This window comes from Rosenbergiella australiborealis, from assembly GCF_018494035.1.
GTDB classification, from domain to species: domain Bacteria; phylum Pseudomonadota; class Gammaproteobacteria; order Enterobacterales; family Enterobacteriaceae; genus Rosenbergiella; species Rosenbergiella australiborealis.
The window spans coordinates 135596-153713 of record NZ_JABBFO010000003.1; the positions used below are offsets into that span (position 1 = coordinate 135596).

The window sequence follows — 18118 nt, forward strand, 5'->3', positions numbered from 1 at the left end:
GGAATAGAGGATTCAGGATGAATTCACACAATAACTGGCAATCGTGGGTGGGTAACGGGATTACCACTTTGGCGGCCGCATTAGGGATCTCAACACTCGAACTTTCCTATCTTGTGATAGCCATACTGGGCTTTCTCTTATCCTACTGCAGCTGGTGGGACCGTCGACAGGCGATACGCGCAGAACGTCAAGCGCGCACAGAAACGCTGCGCCTCGATCGGCAGCGCACGCGAGCAGTAATCGATTACCTCAGCCACTCGGAACATCATGACTTAGTACAAACGGATGAGGTGCTGGCAAAAGTTCAGCGCGTATTGAAGGATACGGAGCTTAAATCATGAATAAGCCCTCAAGCAAACTAAGTGTCGCCGTTTTGGGGCTGATTCTAACGGGGGCGCCTGCCTCTGTAGTATTGGATGCTTTCCTTGATGAGAAAGAAGGAAACAGCCTTAAAGCATATCGAGATGGTCATGATCGTGGAACATGGACCATCTGTCGCGGGGCGACTCACGTTAATGGTAAACCCGTCTGGCCAAGCATGCGTTTGAGCGCAGAGCAATGTGAAGTGGTTAATGCCTTAGAGCGAGACAAAGCATTGGCATGGGTTGAGCGCAATATTCATGTACCACTCACTGAACCGCAAAAAGCGGGGATCGCCTCGTTTTGTCCCTATAACATCGGTCCGGGTAAATGTTTTCCCTCAACCTTCTACCAACGTATTAATGCCGGAGATCGGAAGGGTGCGTGCGAGGCGATTCGTTGGTGGATTAAAGATGGTGGCCGAGACTGCCGGGTGAGAGAAAATAACTGTTACGGGCAGGTACTGCGACGCGACCAAGAAAGCGCTTTGGTATGTTGGGGGATAGAGCAATGAGACTCGCAACCGTTGGAACCGGATTAGCCGGAGGGTTTTTACTGTTAAGCAGTATGTTTTATGCCGGTTACCTGAGAGGCTGGTACGGTCACAGTGAAAAGGTTAACCGTGACTATGCAGTCAAACAGCTACAGGTATCCGAAGCTTGGCTTGAACAGGAACAGCTAGCAACAAAAACAGCAGAAGAAGGGAAGGTGGTTTATCGGACCATTTACAAGGATGTGGTGAAATATGTGCAGGTACCGACTCGTAACCAGTGTGATTTTGATCAGTCTGCTGTGCAGCTGCGCCAGCAAGCCCTTGATTATGCCAATACCCTCAGCGGATATGATGAGCCCGCCATGCAAAGGGGCGAGCAAAGCCGGGACAAATAGCGACGAGGACTTACAGGCAGATATTGAAACAGCTGAGTGTCTGCGCCAACTTAGGTTGGATAAGTATCGCTGGCAACAGTGGTGGAGGGGGATCATTTCATCTTATGGCAGCTGATATTCAGCAAAGGTAAGCCGCTGACCATCGCATTATTTCTCGTGGTTAGTCGGTGACTTTTACCAGACTTTTACCATCTTTTTACCATTGGTAAATCACAGCCACAAAAAAAGCAGTCGTAAGTGGCTGCTTTTCTTTGGGATTTTTGGTCGGCACGAGAGGATTTGAACCTCCGACCCCTGACACCCCATGACAGTGCGCTACCAGGCTGCGCTACGTGCCGAACACTGCAAAGTATAGTACCGAGATTTTTTATAAAAGCAATATGTTACTGATCTAATTGATTTATTAATAATCAATTTGCAATAAAACGTTTTTCTTCTGTTAAGACTTGTAGCAGTAATCCTAACTCAGGGGTGTCATCGTGTAGTTTATTACCCTTTGTATCATAAGAGCTATAATTTCCGTTATTATTCAGCACAATAGAACGAGTAGGCGTTGTAATAATCAGTCGATTATCATCACTACTGGTTACCCAGTTGTTACGTCCTAGCGCAGTAAATAAATCGCGGCCTTGAGTGTAATCATAGCTAGGCGTGATTACACCAAGTAAACGCTGCATAAGCGTTGCCATAATATCTTGATGATCAGTTAGGTAATCGATGGACTGTGCTGGCGTATTCGGCCAATGGATCACTAACGGAACGTGTAAGACACTACGTTGACTTGCCGAGTACTTTTGTTGATTAAGGAGCAAGCCATGTGAGCCGGTGATCACTACCACAGTTTTATCGAATGCTGAACTGTGACTCAGTTCGTTAAGAATCACAGCAAGTTGTTTATCAGTGCTAGCGGAATTTTGCTGATAAGTTAGGCTACTTGAATTATTGCTCGCCGCGCCTTGTAGTGCAATCCATGAGAACCAAGGTTGCGTTCCCGCTTGCTGCTGTTCATACCAGTTCTGCCACTGCATAACGGTTTGTGCATCTGACTGACGATGTTGTAATGGAATAGTATAGTCAGTCAGTAATGCTTGGCGGTAAAAGGGTTGTTTAAAGCCGTCAGTTGAAAATAAGCCAAATTGATAGTGGCGATTCGCTAACGTGGTCAATAAAGTTGATGGAATTCTCGAAGCCAGAATTCCGTCTAAATAGCTTGATGAAATACCATAGAATAGGCCAAATAAACCGTTTTCACTGCTCGGCCCAGAACTGTAGTGTTGAGTAAAATTAACGTTTTGTTGTGCAAAATCTGCCAATGATGGATAGGCTGTATTCACATCCTCAGCACTGAGGTTATCGATAGTAATAACCAATAAATTATAACCTGCCGCTTTTGGGGCTAAGGTAATATCGTTTAGCGGATAGGCAATGGATAATGCGTCAGGATCGCCCTGCTGGATAAGGCGCCGCTGATAATCTTCAGAGTCAAGCAGTCCGTGTTTCTCAAGAAAACGGCGAGCAGTCATAGGGTAAGAAAGCGGTAAATTACTTTTTTGCATCGTGATAGGCCGATAAAAATTTGCATCGGCCCAAATATACATAACGTGACTGGCAAAAAATGTCGTAATAAATAGTGCGACAAACGGGCGTGCATAATGGCGACGATTTAAACTACGTAGTTTTTGCCAACTCCAGGTCGCAAAAAGTAGTTCTATCAGGAAAATGATAGGTGCAGCAATAAACATGACTTGCCAGTCTCGGGTCAACTCACTTTGTTCAGGATTGACGACCAATTGCCAGACAATCGGATTTAAATGTAAGTGAAAACGCTGAAACACTGCCGCATCGATGAGCAACAGTGTGAGACCGCAAGTAGCAATAATTGAGGCAATAACCCGTAGCAATCGCTGTGATCGAATAAAAAAAGTGATAGGAAATAGGATCAGCAAATAGGCAGCAAAAACAATAAAGCTAAAGTGGCCTAACCAACTGCAATAAGCATAAATACGGCCAGCCAGTGATGCTGGCCAATCATTAATGAGTAAATAACGACTACCCAGTACCAATGCCAACAAAATATTGAAGAGAGCAAACCAATGTCCCCAGCTAATCATGCTGGAGATTTTTTCGCGATACTGTTGTTGGTGATTGGCCATAGACGTCGTTTTAGTGATTAGTGAGCTGAATCTTCGCTGACAGAGGCTTCTAAAGCCGCAGCAAAGGAGCGAGCCAACGCATGGCGCTGAGCAGGTGAAACACTGGAATTGATCAAATTCGTTACCATATTACCGAGTACCATTAGCGACAAATCGGTAGGGGCCTTGTCCGTTTCAAGGACTTTAGAAAGTTCTTCGAGAAGCTTCTCGACGCGTGAATCACTATAACGAGATAACTGTGGCATAGTATCAACTAATATCATTGTAAAAAGTAGCTAGTCTACTGTAAAACCGAGCTCATATCTGTAATTTTTCATCAAGATTCACCCAGTAAATGATGAAATATGTGTCAGTACAGCTATTTTTCACGTTTAGCCCGCTGATGGGGCGGGGTTGAGCTTGGCAAATCTGATTGTCAGTCCGGGGCCTGCATGATTCAATAGTGCCTCATTTGTTTAGGGAGTTATCTATGAGTCTGGATATTGACCAGATTGTGGTCCATCAGTTAATTAAGCATGAAGATAATTTAACGCTTATGTTACGCGATTCACTGTTGGCGCCGACGCACGACGTTAACCTGATGCTTGAAGAGCTGCACCGTGTCTATAGTGCGAAAAACAAAGCCTATGGATTATTTAATGAAGAGAGCGAGCTTTGCGAGGCATTGCGTGATTGTCGAAAAGGGCAGCAGGATTTTCTCGCTTTTACCCGTGCAGCAACCGGTCGACTGCGTGATGAATTGGGTAAGTATCCTTTTGCCGAAGGTGGTATTGTTCTCTTCGCACAGTATCGCTACTTAGCGGTCGAATACTTACTGATTTCAGTATTAAATAGTCAGTCAAGTATGCGTGTTAATGAAGAATTGGAAATTAGCACGACCCATTATCTTGATATCAATCATGCCGACATTGTTGCCCGTATCGATTTAACTGAATGGGAAACTCAACCCGATTCAACACGCTATTTAACTTTTTTACGTGGACGTGTGGGGCGTAAAGTTGCCGATTTCTTTATGGACTTTCTAGGCGCAAGCCAAGGTCTGGATACCAAAGCACAAAATAGAACACTCCTACAAGCCGTCGACGATTATTGTGAAGAGGTCAGTTTAGATAAGCAGTCACGTCAGGATTATCGTCAACAAGTGCATCAATATTGTAGTGAACAATTAAAGTCTGGTGATGACATCACTATAACGGAATTATCACATCAGCTTCCAGCCGTTAATGAACAAAGTTTTGCTGGTTTTACTGAGCAGAAAGGGTATGAGTTCGAGGAGAGCTTTCCCGCTGATCGCACAACTTTGCGTCAATTAACCAAATTTTCGGGCAGTGGGGGAGGGCTAACGCTAAACTTCGATGCCTTGTTGCTGAATGAGCGTATTTTTTGGGACCCGACCACCGATACGTTAACCATCAAAGGGACACCGCCTAATTTGCGCGATCAACTGCAACGTCGTTTAAAAGAATCATAAAAAAAAACGCCGCGATTGCGGCGTTTCTTATATATCGTCTTCAGCAATTAAGCACGAACGAAGTCGATGTGGTGCAGTTTTGGCTTGAACGGGTGACGTTGAACAGCCTGAACTTTAACCTTCGTTTCTTTACCGTCGATAACCAGAGTCAGAACGTCTGAGTAGAATTCTGGTTTGGTTTGCAGGTTGTTAACGAAATCGTGGTCTAAAACCACTGATACTGCAGCTTCATTTCCGCCGTAAACGATGGCTGGAAATTGGTTAGCTAAACGCAGGCGGCGGCTCGCACCCTTTCCCTGCTCTGTACGGACTTGTGCTTCGATAGTAAACATAATTTTTCTCTTAGAGTAATTCCGCTACAGGCGACCCAGCAACGGAAGGTTTATTCAATGACGCTTTATAGACACAAAGCGCGCGGCATTATAGCGATTAAACCTAGCTAGGGCAAATGATCTAGCTTGCCGAGTCTGCCTTTCTATAACGTCCTTGGTAATCGAAGACTTTATGACGAATTTTCCAAAATGCTTTTTGGCGATGTGCCACAACAAAATCGGGATGTCGTAATAATGATTGTTGGGACACAATATCTTTTGCAGACTGCCAATGTAGTGCAATACCCGGCGCTCGGCTGTGTAAGCGCAGAAATTGTTTTTCAAAAAAATGACGTTGTGCTGGCGTATGTAAACGGAACGTTTCGGGAACTTCTGCCCCATCTTCATCCATATAGGTTACACGTAACCATTCGCCTTTTTGATCTATCCCGTGGTTAAGTCCCATTCCAGAGCACCGCAATACGGTTGCATCACGCAGTTTGAGTGCGGCTTTTAACATATCATCGGGATCAACCAATACCGTGTCGCACGTTTGGCAAATTTTCGCAGCAATATCATTTTCGGCGTTGCACTGTGGACAGGATTTAAAGCGAAAACGAAAGTCGCATTGCTGCGGATATCCAGAAATCTCAACTATCCCTTGGCAGCGTCGTCCGAAGTGTTCAATGACTGTGCCATCGCTCAGTGATTTACCCCAAAAAATATTCGCAAACTGGCACTGAGGGCAGAACACTTGTACCGGATGGTTTTCACTGTCACCTTTTGCCCCCCCAATTTCAGGAAGATAAAGGTCGTAATCGTTGCCAGCATAATCAAGGATCATACAGGCGGTTTTACCCGGATAAAGACGTAAGCCACGGCCGATGATTTGTTGATAAAGACTTATCGACTCGGTGGGGCGCAGTATGGCAATTAAATCAACGTGCGGGGCATCAAAACCGGTAGTCAGTACAGCCACATTGACTAAATATTTGAGTTGTTGCTCGGTAAAGCGCTGTAAAATATCGTCGCGTTCGGCCCCTGGAGTATTTCCCGAGACTAAGGCGCTCTGCGTAGGTAAATAACTGAGGATCTCTTCAGCGTGACGAACGGTGGCGGCAAAAATCATCACGCCTCGACAGCCTTCTGCATGCCGAACAATTTCGGCAACAATCGAGGGCGTAACGCGTTTTTGCTGCGATAAACTTAAATTTAAGGCTTTTTCTGTAAATAGCCCCTGCGAGTGAGTGACAAGGGAGGAAAAGTCATAGCGTAAAATTGGCATATCGAGACGTTGAGGTTCAACTAAATAGCCATGTTTGATCATATACCGTAGCGGTAGCTCATAGATACATTTATAAAACAACGCTGTTTCATCACCTCGCACCATACCATGATAATGGAAGTGATAAATCCATCCTTTACCTAAGCGAAAAGGTGTTGCGGTTAGGCCTAATAGACGTAATTGTGCATTACGCTGTGTGAGATAATCTAATATCTGCTGATATTGACTTTGATCGCTGTCACCAATTCGGTGACACTCATCCACGATCACTAATGAAAATACCGCGTCAAATTTATCCAGATGCCGGGCAACCGACTGTACACTCCCGAAAACAACCTTTTTCTGACTCTCTTTTTGTGCAAGGCCAGCTGAAAAAATATCTGCATCTAAGCCTAATGCGCGATATTTTGCATGGTTCTGTCGGACGAGCTCTTTAACGTGTGCCAACACTAACACACGCCCTCGAGCGATACGTGCGAGTTCAGCGATGACCAGACTTTTTCCGGCCCCAGTAGGTAACACAATTACCGCCGGGCGTTGTTCTTGGCGAAAATAGTGTACCGCAGCCTCGACGGCTTCTTGTTGATAGGGGCGTAGCGTAAAAGTCATCGGATAGGAACTCAGGTAGACGTAGGGTTACACACTGACAGTGGGTGTCGCTTCGAGGTATACTACCATAACTTTATGTATAACCCCCGAATAGGCTGACAGAACCATGCGACTCGATAAATTTATCTCCCAACAACTCGAAATTAGCCGTGCCATTGCTGGCCGTGAAATTAGAGCGCGCAATGTCACTGTTGATGGAGAAGTGGTGCGCGAGGCCGCATTTAAAGTGCTGCCAGAACACGAAGTTGCTTATGATGGTAATGTTCTTCATCAGCAGCACGGCCCACGTTACTATATGCTGCATAAGCCAGTAGGCTATGTCTGTGCGACGGAAGATGAACAACACCCAACAATCCTCTATTTTATTGAAGAGCCTATGGCATGGAAACTTCATGCTGCGGGACGTTTAGACATTGATACCACCGGACTCGTTTTATTAACGGACGATGGTCAATGGTCACACCGTATCACCTCACCCCGCCACCATTGTGAAAAAACTTACCGTGTCTCTTTGGCTGAAACGGTTGATCCAACGTTAATCGCGCGCTTTGCAGCAGGTATCATGTTACAAGGCGAAACTGAGCTGACTAAACCTGCAGTGTTAACCATTATTGGGGATAAAGAGGCGAGGGTGACACTATCTGAAGGCCGTTATCATCAAGTCAAACGTATGTTTGCCGCCTGCGGTAACCATGTTGAAGCGTTACATCGTGAGAGTGTCGGTGATATCACGTTGGATGAAAGTCTGGAGCCGGGAGAGTATCGTGCACTGACAGAGGCGGAAATATTAAGCATTAATTTACCGGCAGAACTGCAAAAGCCATTATCGTAGGATAATGGAAATGAAAAAACGCTGCGAAGGACAGCGTTTTTTTAGCGAACGTTTGTCAGACCTTATGAAAATTAACTGTTAGAGTTACTAAGTACTCTGCGCGCTTCACGATAGCGGGCTTTCCAATAATTGTCATTAAGGTTTGAAATCATGACTCCACTGCTTGTTGAAGCATGAACAAAATCGTTATTACCCAAATAGATGCCGACATGTCTTCCAGTCGATCCTGATTTGAACAAGACTAAGTCACCGGGTCGGAGCTTATTTCTATTAATGTAGCGTCCGGTATCTTGCTGGTCTGCGGTTGAGCGTGGTAGAGATAGACCGAATTGTTCACGGAAAGTCCGTTGTACGAAAGCTGAACAATCGATGCCACGACGTGATTCACCACCTAGTCGGTAACGAACCCCTTTCCAACTCGCATATTGATTCATGATTTTCGATTTAATATCGACGTTTTGAACCAGTTCTTCAAATTGATCCTGAGAAGCTTGAAGTAAAAAACCGTTCCGGTTGCTAACGTCATGTTTCTCTAAATTGGCTGTGGAAGTTGGGTGGCTACTACACGCACTTAGCAGTGTTGCTAAGGCAATTGCTGGAACAGCCCGCCACAAGTATCTCACAATTGGTTGAGATTTGACCATATTAAGCAGTTTCCTTCGATGTCCTTACGACATATTGTCGTTCGCCAATGCACTGATTATGAGATTATCAAAAATAACAAAGAAGACAATTTATGAATTATATCTAGATGTAAATTTCTTCGTCATCATTTAATGCCTACCCCCCTGACTACAAGGGCTAAGCGTTATTTGAGATTACCGTAGAAAATGTTAACTAGCGAGAGTTTTTAAGACTTTTTTTGATCTTAATAGAAAAAAACTTTGTTAGGCTTATTTTTGCGGACTAAGTCAGGGAATATCCGGGAGCTGAGCCTCCCGGAAAGGCAAAAAATACAGCAGCGCGTTACGCTTTGCTGGGGAGTTTACGATAAATCCATTCAATTATCCTATCGGTTAGTGGTGTTAACAGACACCAGCTAAGACCCACCAATACGACTGACAATGATCCTACCGAGATATCTGTGAACCAATGAGCGCCTGCCATAACACGTGGTAGCGCAAATATGCAGAGAATAATCAACCCGATAATAAAGGCTTTACGCCCAAAGTAGCGTCCCATAAAACAGGCGTAAATCATTAGCATCATGCCATGATCGCCAGGAAAGCTATCCGCAGAGCCATCTTTTGTGGGGATACCGGTAAGAGCTCCTGCACGATGAGCATCGGTAAAGAATAATGAAGGGCTGCGATGACTGACCGGAATAAGATGGCCTAACTGGTTAAGCACTACAGCGGTGATTAGCATTGTGAAGCCTAATGCCAACATCCATTTACGCCCATCGCTGTCTTTATTTCGCCAAAAGGAATAAAAGTAGGCAGCCATCACTAACAGCGAGATAACATCAAATCCTCGATAATTAGTAATAGCAACAAAGATGGCAAAAGCGTGGGATTTCACCATTTCGTTATTGAAACTATAAAAAATAGACTTATCCAGTGAAAACCAGAATCCATGATTTGCCGGGAGATACCATGAAAAGAACAGGCAAACACCAAGCAGATTTAATAGGATGATGGCTGGGAAGTTAGATTGACGCATAATACTCATTCCATTGTTAACTAATCGGCACGACTCATATAGCGACGTTCTGGAATATGAACGCGAATTTTATCGCCATTACTCAGGTATTCAGGAACTTGTACAGTAAGGCCTGTCGTTAAGGTAGCCGCTTTTGTGCGTGCACTGGCAGAAGCGCCTTTGATTCCTGGAACGGTATCGATAATAACCAGATCGACAGTTTGAGGCAGTTCTAATGCTAAAACTTGATCATCCATAAGCAGAACTTGCATGCCTGGTAATCCGCCTTCAGGGATAAACAGTAGCTCTTCTTCTATTTGATCTTTCGTAAAGCTGTATGGGGTATAGTCCTCATCATCCATGAATACATATTCATTGCCGTCTGTATAAGAAAAGCTGACTGAACGGCGGCTGAGCTGGATGGTATCGACGATATCATCACCTTTAAAACGTTCTTCAACTTTTAACCCGCTACGGATATCCGTAAACCGCATTTTATAAAGTGTTGCTGCCCCGCGTGCGCTAGGACTTTGCACATCAATATCTTTAACAAGCAGGAGTTTACCATTCCAACTGACCGCCATACCGCGTTTTATTTCGTTTGCCTTCGGCATTGATGACCTCTAATTAATACTATGAGTAGGTAAGAATGCGTGAAAAATACTCGCACGATGACCAACACACAAGAAAAATAGTGATTCTAGTTCTGTATTTATCAAACGTAGACTCATTATTGTCATAAAATTTATATTGCATATTACTGTCGACATTCAGATACTCACATTCATTCACAACTCTTAAGTAAGTTGTTGGCTATGGAATGTCGCAGTCACTGCGGTGCATGTTGCATCGCACCATCAATTTCTTCCTCTATACCGGGTATGCCCCAAGGTAAGCCAGCGGGTGTTCGCTGTGTACAATTGGACGAAGAGAATCATTGCCGGATTTTTACCTCTCCTTTACGTCCTGCGGTTTGTGCTGGCCTTCAGCCTCATAAAGATATGTGTGCCAACTCACGTGAGGAGGCACTGATCTATTTACTTGATTTGGATGCCGCAACGGCCCCTTATTCGTTAACACCAAACTGAATTCGGTAAACTCTTATTTAAATTCAAATTTTGTGCGTTAACTCAAAATTATTTAGCGGAATTTTTGATATAAAACCCGCTAAATAAGCTGCTGAAACGATTCAACCTATAGCGAGGAAAATTATGTTCCAGCTCGAAGTTCAGGCGATTCATACTGGCGCCTCAGCCACCGATAAAGAAGATGCTATACGTCAAGTTGCCGCCGCACTGGCTAGTGCCGGGAATGTGGGTGATGGTTATGTCAATGGGATGTTAGCGCGTGAACAGCAGACCTCGACCTATCTAGGTAACGGTATTGCTATTCCACATGGCACTACTGATACTCGCGATCTTGTGCTTAATACTGGTGTTCAAGTGTTTCAATTCCCACAAGGTATCGCTTGGGGAGCAGAGCAAACGGCTTATGTTGTTATTGGTATTGCAGCAAAATCTGATGAACATCTCGCGTTACTACGTCAACTGACTCATGTGTTGAGTGATGAAACCATCGCTGAAACGATTAAAACTGCTTCAGCTGAAGAGTTACGGGCAATTTTGATGGGTGAAAAACAACCCGCAGAGTTCCGATTTGATACCTCATTAATTACGCTGGGTGTGCAGGCTCAAGACCTTATTACCCTACAGGCCATCAATGCCGGCCGTTTACAATCGATCCATGCAGTCTCTCCACAATTTGTGGCGAATATATTAGCGACTCAACCTTTACACATTGGTCAAGGTATTTGGTTGCAAGATGAGGCTCAAGGAAATTTGTTTAGTGCCGTGGCGGTTAGCCGACCTAGTGCCCCGATAACGCTTGAGTCAGGAGAGCCAGTCGCCTTACTTATCACCTGTTCAACGGCTGATACGCAACCGCTTACTGTGGTTAATTATTTAACGCAGTTAATGAACAATAACCAGATATCTGCATTACTGACCGCTGATGCAGCAGGCGTATTAGCCTTATTGACCAGTGAAGTCAGTTTAGGTGATGACACGGTCACCGAAGAATTTGTGATCAAAAATGAACACGGTTTACATGCCCGTCCTGGTACCGCATTAGTAACCGTCATTAAACAGTTCGATTGTGATGTCAGTGTGATCAATTTGGACGGCAGTGGCAAACCTGCGAACGGTCGCAGTCTAATGAAAGTGGTTGCATTAGGGGTTAAAAAAGGACATCGCTTGCGCTTTACCGCATCGGGGCCCCAAGCAAGTGAAGCGATCCAAGCGATCGGCGAAGCCATTGCAAGTGGATTGGGGGAGGGTGCTGAATGAGCCGCCGTGTCGCAACAATTACACTAAACCCTGCATATGATTTAGTTGGGTTTACGCCTGAAATCGAGCGCGGGGAAGTTAATCTGGTCGAGACTACTGGGCTGCATGCTGCTGGCAAAGGAATTAATGTTGCCAAAGTTCTGAAAAATCTAGGCGTTGATGTCACGGTGGGCGGTCTGCTTGGGCGTGAAAATATTGAGGGATTTGAGCAGCTATTTACTGAACTCGGTTTGGTTAATCGCTTTCAGGTCGTGGAGGGTCGGACGCGTATCAATATCAAAGTGACTGAGAAAGGCGGTGATGTCACTGACTTGAACTTCTCAGGCTTTGAGGTGAGTGCCGAGAATTGGCAGCATTTTAAGCAAGATTCCCTCAGTTGGGTGGGGCAATTTGACATGGTGTGTGTCAGCGGCAGTCTACCAAAAGGGATTGCGCTTGATGAGTTTACCGACTGGATGAAAGCCCTACGTCAACAATGTCCCTGTTTGGTGTTTGACAGTAGCCGCGCTGCGTTGGATGCCGGATTGCTGGCTTCGCCCTGGTTAGTGAAACCGAACCGTCGTGAATTAGAAATGTGGGCAGGCCGTGCGCTGCCTGAGTTAAGCGATATTATTACTGCGGCACAGACATTACGGGATCAAGGGATCAGTCATGTAGTGGTTTCTCTTGGCGCAGACGGAGCGCTATGGGTCAACGCGTCTGGTGCATGGTTAGCAAAACCACCGGCTTGCAATATTGTCAGTACCGTCGGTGCAGGGGATTCAATGGTAGGCGGACTCATCTATGGTTTACTGATGGGCGAGACCAGTGAACATACGCTACGCCTAGCGACTGCCGTTGCCGCATTGGCGGTGAGTCAAAGTAATGTCGGCGTTACCGACCGCTCAGCGTTAGCGGCGATGATGACGCGTGTTGAATTACACTCCGTTACCGAACAGCAGCAGTAGAGGAAAGTAAAGATGAAAATAGCGTTAATTACCGATGCTTCACTGGGTTTAGCGTCGGCACAGTTGGTCAAGCAAGCGTTTGAAAAAACGCTTGCCGAAAAGCCTCACTATACACTCTCTTCGGTCGAAGATGCGGACACCGTTGTTATCGCGGGTAATATCGCGCAGGTGACTTCACCTCTGAATGGAAAAAAAGTGGCATCAGTTGACAGTCAATCAATACTGACTCAGGGCGATCAGGCGATTGAGCATGCCGTATCGACGGCAAGTGTTTGGCAAGCACCGAAGGCTACACAGACAGCGGTAGCCAATTCACCTTCATCAATGAAAAAAATTGTGGCAGTAACCGCTTGTCCAACCGGTGTTGCTCATACATTTATGGCGGCAGAAGCGATTGAAGCTGAAGGCAAAAAGCGTGGTTGGCCAGTACGCGTGGAGACGCGTGGGTCCGTGGGTGCAGGTAACCCGATCACCCCCGAAGAAGTCGCTGAAGCGGATATTGTTTTTATCGCAGCAGATATTGACGTTGATCTGGCTAAATTTGCCGGTAAGCCGATGTACCGAACTTCTACAGGGCTAGCGCTGAAAAAGACAGCACAAGAATTTGATAAAGCCTTAGTGGAAGCTAAACCTTATCAGCCATCAAACAGCAGTGCTTCAGCTTCTGTAAACAGTGGCGAAAAGAAAGAGAAGTCTGGAGCATATCGCCATCTGTTGACCGGTGTGTCCTATATGTTACCGATGGTGGTAGCGGGTGGATTATGTATTGCACTTTCCTTCGCTTTTGGGATTAACGCTTTTAAGCAGGACGGAACGTTAGCAGCCGCATTGATGCTAATTGGTGGAAAGACGGCTTTCGCATTAATGGTTCCGGTATTAGCAGGATATATTGCCTTCTCTATTGCTGACCGCCCGGGTTTAACGCCAGGTTTAATCGGTGGGATGTTAGCGTCTACCTTAAGTGCCGGCTTTTTGGGGGGGATTATTGCTGGTTTTATCGCCGGTTATGCGGCGAAGATGATTAGCGGTAAGTTAAAGCTGCCACAGAGTATGGAAGCGCTAAAACCGATTCTTATTATTCCTCTTGTGGCGAGCTTAGTGACTGGGTTATTGATGATTTATGTTGTCGGTAAACCTGTTGCCTTCATCATGGAGTCTTTAACACACTGGTTGGGCACAATGGGAACGGCAAACGCCGTGTTACTGGGGGCTGTATTAGGAGCCATGCAATGCAGTGATATGGGGGGCCCGATTAACAAAGTTGCTTATGCTTTTGGGGTTGGACTACTGAGTTCAGCGACCTACGGCCCAATGGCGGCGATTATGGCTGCTGGTATGGTACCGCCACTGGCGATGGGATTAGCGACCTTTATTGCACGCAGTAAATTTGCGAAAGCCCAACAAGAGGGCGGTAAAGCGGCGATTATTCTCGGACTGTGCTACATCACTGAAGGAGCAATTCCTTTTGCCGCGCGTGATCCACTGCGTGTACTGCCTTGCTGTATCGTTGGTGGCGCACTGACCGGAGCGATTACGATGGCGATTGGCTCGAAATTAATGGCACCACATGGCGGCATCTTCGTCTTCTTAATTCCTGGAGCGATTACGCCGGTATTAGGGTACATTGGAGCTATTGCAGCCGGTGCGGTAGTAGCGGGAATCGCCTACGCTATCCTTAAACGCCCAGAACCTCTCACTGCGTAATACAATACTCAGTCGGTTACTGATGTATAAGGCCATCATCTTTTAGATGATGGCCTTATTCTTGCGTCGGATAGCCGCTAAACGCTATTGCTGGGCGCGGAGCCAGGCAATCTCTTCTGCCCAAATATCGGGATTAATCGTTTCTAGAATAAGCGGGATATTATCAAATCGGGCATCTTGCATAATCCACTGAAAAGGGGTGTGACCAATATTGCCTTCGCCAAGACTGTCATGACGATCAACTCGACTGTTGAATTGGCTTTTTGCATCATTTAAATGCATGCCGCGTAAATAGTTAAAACCGACAACTCGCTCAAAGTTAGCAAAGGTTTTTTCACAATCTTCGACAGTCCGTAAGTCGTAACCTGCGGCAAAAGCATGGCAAGTATCGATACAGACACCGACACGAGATTTATCTTCAACATGGTGGATGATTTCTGCTAAATGCTCGAACTCGAAACCTAAATTGCTACCTTGTCCGGCAGTATTCTCGATGACTGCGGTGACACCAGAGGTCTTGTCGAGTGCAATATTGATCGACTCGGCAATTCGTTTTAAACAGTCAGTGGGCGATATTTGCTGAAGATGGCTTCCGGGGTGAAAATTAAGCAAGGCTATTCCTAAGGCAGCTGCGCGTTCTAGCTCATCAATAAAGGCCAGCCGTGACTTCTCTAAGGCTTCTGCAACAGGATGCCCGAGATTGATCAGATAACTATCATGAGGCAAAATTTGTTGTGGCCCAAATTGATAGTCGCTACAGGCTTGGCGGAACAAGTCGATAGTCTCTTGCGTAAGGGGGGCGGCTTTCCATTGACGCTGATTCTTTGTAAACAGTGCAAAAGCAGTCGCACCGATTTCATGTGCCCGTGTAACGGCATTAAATACGCCGCCTGAGGCGCTAACATGAGCTCCAATATATTTCATGGTATTTCCCTGACTCGTCGCGTGAAGGGGGATGTGACTTCAATCATTAATTTGTTGATGATTCTATTATTAATCGTTAAAACTGGTAAACTGATTACTTTGAGCAGTTCGTAAATGTTTTCTTTAAGTGTTAAGGTCAGGGACTTACCCTATGCACATCACACTACGGCAACTTTCTGTTTTTACAGAAGTTTTAAAAAGTGGTTCAACCACTCATGCCGCGCAAGTTCTTGCGCTTTCGCAATCCGCTGTCAGTGCGTCATTAACCGATTTAGAAGGCCAACTCGGTGTACAATTATTTGATCGGGCAGGCAAGCGTTTAATCATTAATGAGCACGGAAGATTACTCTATCCTCGTGCTATGGCTTTGTTGGATCATGCTAATGATATTGAAGTGCTCTTTAAGCAAGGGCATGGAGCGTTGTCATTGGCGGCCAGCAGTACGATTGGTAATTATCTACTCCCAGCAGTGATTGCCGATTATCGCCGTGATTACCCAGATGCTCGTCTTGAACTCAACGTGGGTAATAGCCAAGAGGTGATTGATGCCGTAGCGCACTTCAAGGCAGACATTGGCTTAATCGAAGGCCCTTGTCATCAACATGACATCATGAGCCAGCCGTGGCTAGAAGATGAATTAGTGATCTTTGCTGCGCCCTCCGCCGCAATCTTTAAACAACCCATCACATTAGAAACCTTAGCTAATTCGCCTTGGATTTTACGCGAACAGGGTTCCGGGACACGTGAACTGGTCGATTATCTCCTGTTAAGTAAACTCCCTCATTACCATGTGACAATGGAGTTGGGAAACTCGGAAGCGATTAAACATGCGGTGCGTTATGGTATGGGATTGAGCTGTTTATCCCGACGCGTAATCAGTGATTTACTTGATAGCGGCCTTTTACGGGAAGTGCGTGCACCTCTGCCGACGATGACACGTACCCTCTACCTTATTCAGCATCAACAAAAGCAGCGTTCGCGCGCTATTGAGCGTTTTCTAACCTATTGCCATCAGGTCGTTGAGTAGCGTTTGGCTAATGATCTTCTTAAGATTATGAAGGTAACTTATAACAGTAAAGTTTGTGCTAGCCAGTGGCACAGCAATTGCTACAATCGCGCTCATTTTTAGCCAGATAAGTTTTATTCTATGAATTCAAATTCTTCTAAAACGGGTGCATCGGGTTTAAAACGCTCGCTAAAAGCCCGTCATCTCACCATGATCGCGATTGGTGGCTCAATTGGCACCGGCTTATTTGTTGCATCAGGAGCCAGTATTTCTCAAGCGGGTCCGGGAGGCGCATTACTCTCCTATGCCATTATCGGTTTGATGGTGTATTTCTTAATGACCAGCTTAGGGGAGCTTGCTGCCTATATGCCGGTATCGGGTTCTTTTTCAACATATGGCTCGCAATATGTTGATGAAGGGTTTGGCTTTGCTCTAGGATGGAACTACTGGTACAACTGGGCGGTCACTATTGCCGTCGACTTAGTTGCCGCACAACTTGTGATGAACTATTGGTTTCCAGATGTACCAGGGTGGATTTGGAGCGCCTCATTCCTCGCGGTGATTTTCTTACTCAATGTGATTTCAGTGAAAGGTTTTGGCGAAGCAGAGTATTGGTTCTCGCTGATTAAAGTCATCACTGTCGTGATCTTTATCGCCGTCGGTGTATTAATGATTGTCGGAATTCTGCACGGTGCAGAGAATGGTGGCATCAAAAACTGGCAAATGGGCGATGCACCTTTTGTCGGGGGATTTCCTGCGATGATTGGCGTGGCAATGATTGTCGGTTTTTCTTTCCAAGGGACTGAACTTATCGGTATCGCAGCGGGTGAGTCAGAAGAGCCTGAGAAAAATATTCCTCGCGCAGTACGTCAGGTTTTCTGGCGAATTTTGCTCTTTTATGTTTTGGCGATTTTAGTTATTAGTCTGATTTTGCCTTATACCGATCCACGCTTATTACGTAATGATGTTGGCGATATCAGCGTCAGTCCGTTCACGTTAGTTTTCCAAAACGCCGGGCTATTATCCGCAGCAGCAGTGATGAACGCCGTTATTCTAACGTCGGTACTTTCTGCCGGTAATTCGGGTATGTATGCTTCAACGCGTATGCTTTATACCTTAGCTACGGAAGGTAAAGCGCCTAAAATATTTGCGGTATTGACCCGAAACGGTGTGCCACGTAATGCGCTGATTGTCACGACAGTGATTGCTGGCCTCTGTTTTCTCTCTTCACGTTTTGGTAACCAAACCGTCTATTTATGGTTGTTGAACACATCGGGGATGACCGGATTTATTGCTTGGTTGGGTATTGCGATTAGTCACTATCGTTTTCGTAGAGGCTACCTTGCTCAAGGTTATGATTTGAATGATTTACCCTATCGTTCAGGTTTCTTTCCATTAGGGCCTATTTTTGCCTTTGGACTATGTCTCATTATTACACTTGGTCAGAACTACCAAGCCTTTCTTGCCGATAAAATTGATTGGTATGGAGTGGCTGCGACCTATATTGGTATTCCACTGTTTTTACTGATCTGGCTAGGCTATCGCTTAGTGCGTGGTGGGCATATCATTCGTTATCAAGAGATGAATTTCCCGCGTTTTAAAGCAGGAAAGCGTATCGATAGTTAAGGCTAAAGGCCATGAT

19 protein-coding genes and 1 tRNA gene are annotated in these 18118 nt (G+C 45.6%); 11 read left to right on the plus strand and 9 right to left on the minus strand.

All coding sequences use genetic code 11. The features are described 5' to 3' along the window. Positions 1-17: 17 nt before the first annotated feature. Genes HGT73_RS05395 through HGT73_RS05405 form a run of 3 tightly spaced genes read left to right on the plus strand, consistent with a single transcriptional unit; the run spans position 18 to position 1248 of the window. Positions 18-341 (plus strand): hypothetical protein, encoded by a 324-nt coding sequence (locus HGT73_RS05395; RefSeq protein WP_214212637.1) that lies wholly within the window; start codon positions 18-20, stop codon positions 339-341. Continuing rightward, positions 338-874, plus strand: a complete 537-nt coding sequence (locus HGT73_RS05400) for a lysozyme (RefSeq protein WP_214212638.1) — start codon at positions 338-340, stop codon at positions 872-874. The genes HGT73_RS05395 and HGT73_RS05400 overlap by 4 nt, the downstream gene beginning before the upstream one ends. Further along, the gene (locus HGT73_RS05405) at positions 871-1248 is read left to right on the plus strand and encodes a hypothetical protein (RefSeq protein WP_214212639.1); all 378 of its coding nucleotides are present in this window, start codon (positions 871-873) and stop codon (positions 1246-1248) included. The genes HGT73_RS05400 and HGT73_RS05405 overlap by 4 nt, the downstream gene beginning before the upstream one ends. A gap of 261 nt (positions 1249-1509) precedes the next feature. Here HGT73_RS05405 and HGT73_RS05410 read toward each other — a convergent pair. The 3 genes from HGT73_RS05410 to HGT73_RS05420 all read right to left on the minus strand — a co-directional run bounded on the left by HGT73_RS05410 (position 1510) and on the right by HGT73_RS05420 (position 3646). Beyond that, a tRNA-Pro gene (locus tag HGT73_RS05410) sits at positions 1510-1586 on the minus strand. Positions 1587-1658: 72 nt separating this feature from the next. Further along, positions 1659-3401 carry an LPS biosynthesis-modulating metalloenzyme YejM gene (gene yejM, locus HGT73_RS05415; RefSeq protein WP_214212640.1) on the minus strand — a complete coding sequence of 581 codons (1743 nt, stop codon included), beginning with the start codon at positions 3399-3401 and terminating at the stop codon, positions 1659-1661. A gap of 17 nt (positions 3402-3418) precedes the next feature. Then, positions 3419-3646 (minus strand): YejL family protein, encoded by a 228-nt coding sequence (locus tag HGT73_RS05420; protein ID WP_214212641.1) that lies wholly within the window; start codon positions 3644-3646, stop codon positions 3419-3421. 224 nt (positions 3647-3870) lie between these two features. Between HGT73_RS05420 and yejK the strand changes: the two genes are divergently transcribed. After that, entirely contained in the window at positions 3871-4872 is a 1002-nt protein-coding gene (gene yejK, locus HGT73_RS05425) for a nucleoid-associated protein YejK (protein ID WP_214212642.1), read from the plus strand. A 47-nt stretch (positions 4873-4919) separates the two neighbouring features. Here yejK and rplY read toward each other — a convergent pair whose 3' ends face one another. Together rplY and HGT73_RS05435 are read right to left on the minus strand one after the other, a co-directional pair. Continuing rightward, a complete protein-coding gene (gene rplY / locus HGT73_RS05430) occupies positions 4920-5204 on the minus strand; it encodes a 50S ribosomal protein L25 (protein WP_214212643.1) in 285 nt (94 codons plus the stop codon). A 121-nt stretch (positions 5205-5325) separates the two neighbouring features. Beyond that, a complete protein-coding gene (locus HGT73_RS05435; RefSeq protein WP_214212644.1) occupies positions 5326-7077 on the minus strand; it encodes a DEAD/DEAH box helicase in 1752 nt (583 codons plus the stop codon). Between the two features lie 106 nt (positions 7078-7183). On the opposite strand from HGT73_RS05435, the gene rsuA reads away from it, so the two are divergent. Next, complete coding sequence (gene rsuA / locus HGT73_RS05440; RefSeq protein ID WP_214212645.1) at positions 7184-7909, plus strand: 16S rRNA pseudouridine(516) synthase RsuA; 726 nt, start codon at positions 7184-7186, stop codon at positions 7907-7909. Between the two features lie 71 nt (positions 7910-7980). Here the strand turns inward: rsuA and mepS are convergent, their stop codons facing one another. From mepS to yeiP, 3 genes are all read right to left on the minus strand, one after another. After that, complete coding sequence (mepS, locus tag HGT73_RS05445; protein WP_214212646.1) at positions 7981-8553, minus strand: bifunctional murein DD-endopeptidase/murein LD-carboxypeptidase; 573 nt, start codon at positions 8551-8553, stop codon at positions 7981-7983. 322 nt (positions 8554-8875) lie between these two features. After that, the gene (locus HGT73_RS05450; protein ID WP_214212647.1) at positions 8876-9571 is read right to left on the minus strand and encodes a phosphatase PAP2 family protein; all 696 of its coding nucleotides are present in this window, start codon (positions 9569-9571) and stop codon (positions 8876-8878) included. 20 nt (positions 9572-9591) lie between these two features. Next, positions 9592-10164, minus strand: coding sequence for an elongation factor P-like protein YeiP (yeiP, locus tag HGT73_RS05455; RefSeq protein ID WP_214212648.1), 573 nt, complete (start codon positions 10162-10164; stop codon positions 9592-9594). A gap of 201 nt (positions 10165-10365) precedes the next feature. Here yeiP and HGT73_RS05460 point away from each other — a divergent pair, with 201 nt between their 5' ends. The 4 genes from HGT73_RS05460 to fruA all read left to right on the plus strand — a co-directional run bounded on the left by HGT73_RS05460 (position 10366) and on the right by fruA (position 14546). Next, entirely contained in the window at positions 10366-10638 is a 273-nt protein-coding gene (locus HGT73_RS05460) for a YkgJ family cysteine cluster protein (protein WP_214212649.1), read from the plus strand. A gap of 123 nt (positions 10639-10761) precedes the next feature. Next, a complete protein-coding gene (gene fruB / locus HGT73_RS05465; protein WP_214212650.1) occupies positions 10762-11895 on the plus strand; it encodes a fused PTS fructose transporter subunit IIA/HPr protein in 1134 nt (377 codons plus the stop codon). Next, positions 11892-12842 (plus strand): 1-phosphofructokinase, encoded by a 951-nt coding sequence (gene fruK / locus HGT73_RS05470; protein WP_214212651.1) that lies wholly within the window; start codon positions 11892-11894, stop codon positions 12840-12842. The genes fruB and fruK overlap by 4 nt, the downstream gene beginning before the upstream one ends. A 12-nt stretch (positions 12843-12854) precedes the next feature. Then, positions 12855-14546, plus strand: coding sequence for a PTS fructose transporter subunit IIBC (gene fruA / locus HGT73_RS05475; RefSeq protein WP_214212652.1), 1692 nt, complete (start codon positions 12855-12857; stop codon positions 14544-14546). A gap of 84 nt (positions 14547-14630) precedes the next feature. Here fruA and nfo read toward each other — a convergent pair whose 3' ends face one another. Further along, a complete protein-coding gene (gene nfo / locus HGT73_RS05480; protein ID WP_214212653.1) occupies positions 14631-15470 on the minus strand; it encodes a deoxyribonuclease IV in 840 nt (279 codons plus the stop codon). Positions 15471-15621: 151 nt separating this feature from the next. On the opposite strand from nfo, the gene yieE reads away from it, so the two are divergent. Further along, a complete protein-coding gene (gene yieE, locus HGT73_RS05485; RefSeq protein ID WP_214212654.1) occupies positions 15622-16497 on the plus strand; it encodes a DNA-binding transcriptional regulator YeiE in 876 nt (291 codons plus the stop codon). A 120-nt stretch (positions 16498-16617) separates the two neighbouring features. Further along, a complete protein-coding gene (locus HGT73_RS05490; protein ID WP_214212655.1) occupies positions 16618-18102 on the plus strand; it encodes an amino acid permease in 1485 nt (494 codons plus the stop codon). Positions 18103-18118: the final 16 nt, after the last annotated feature.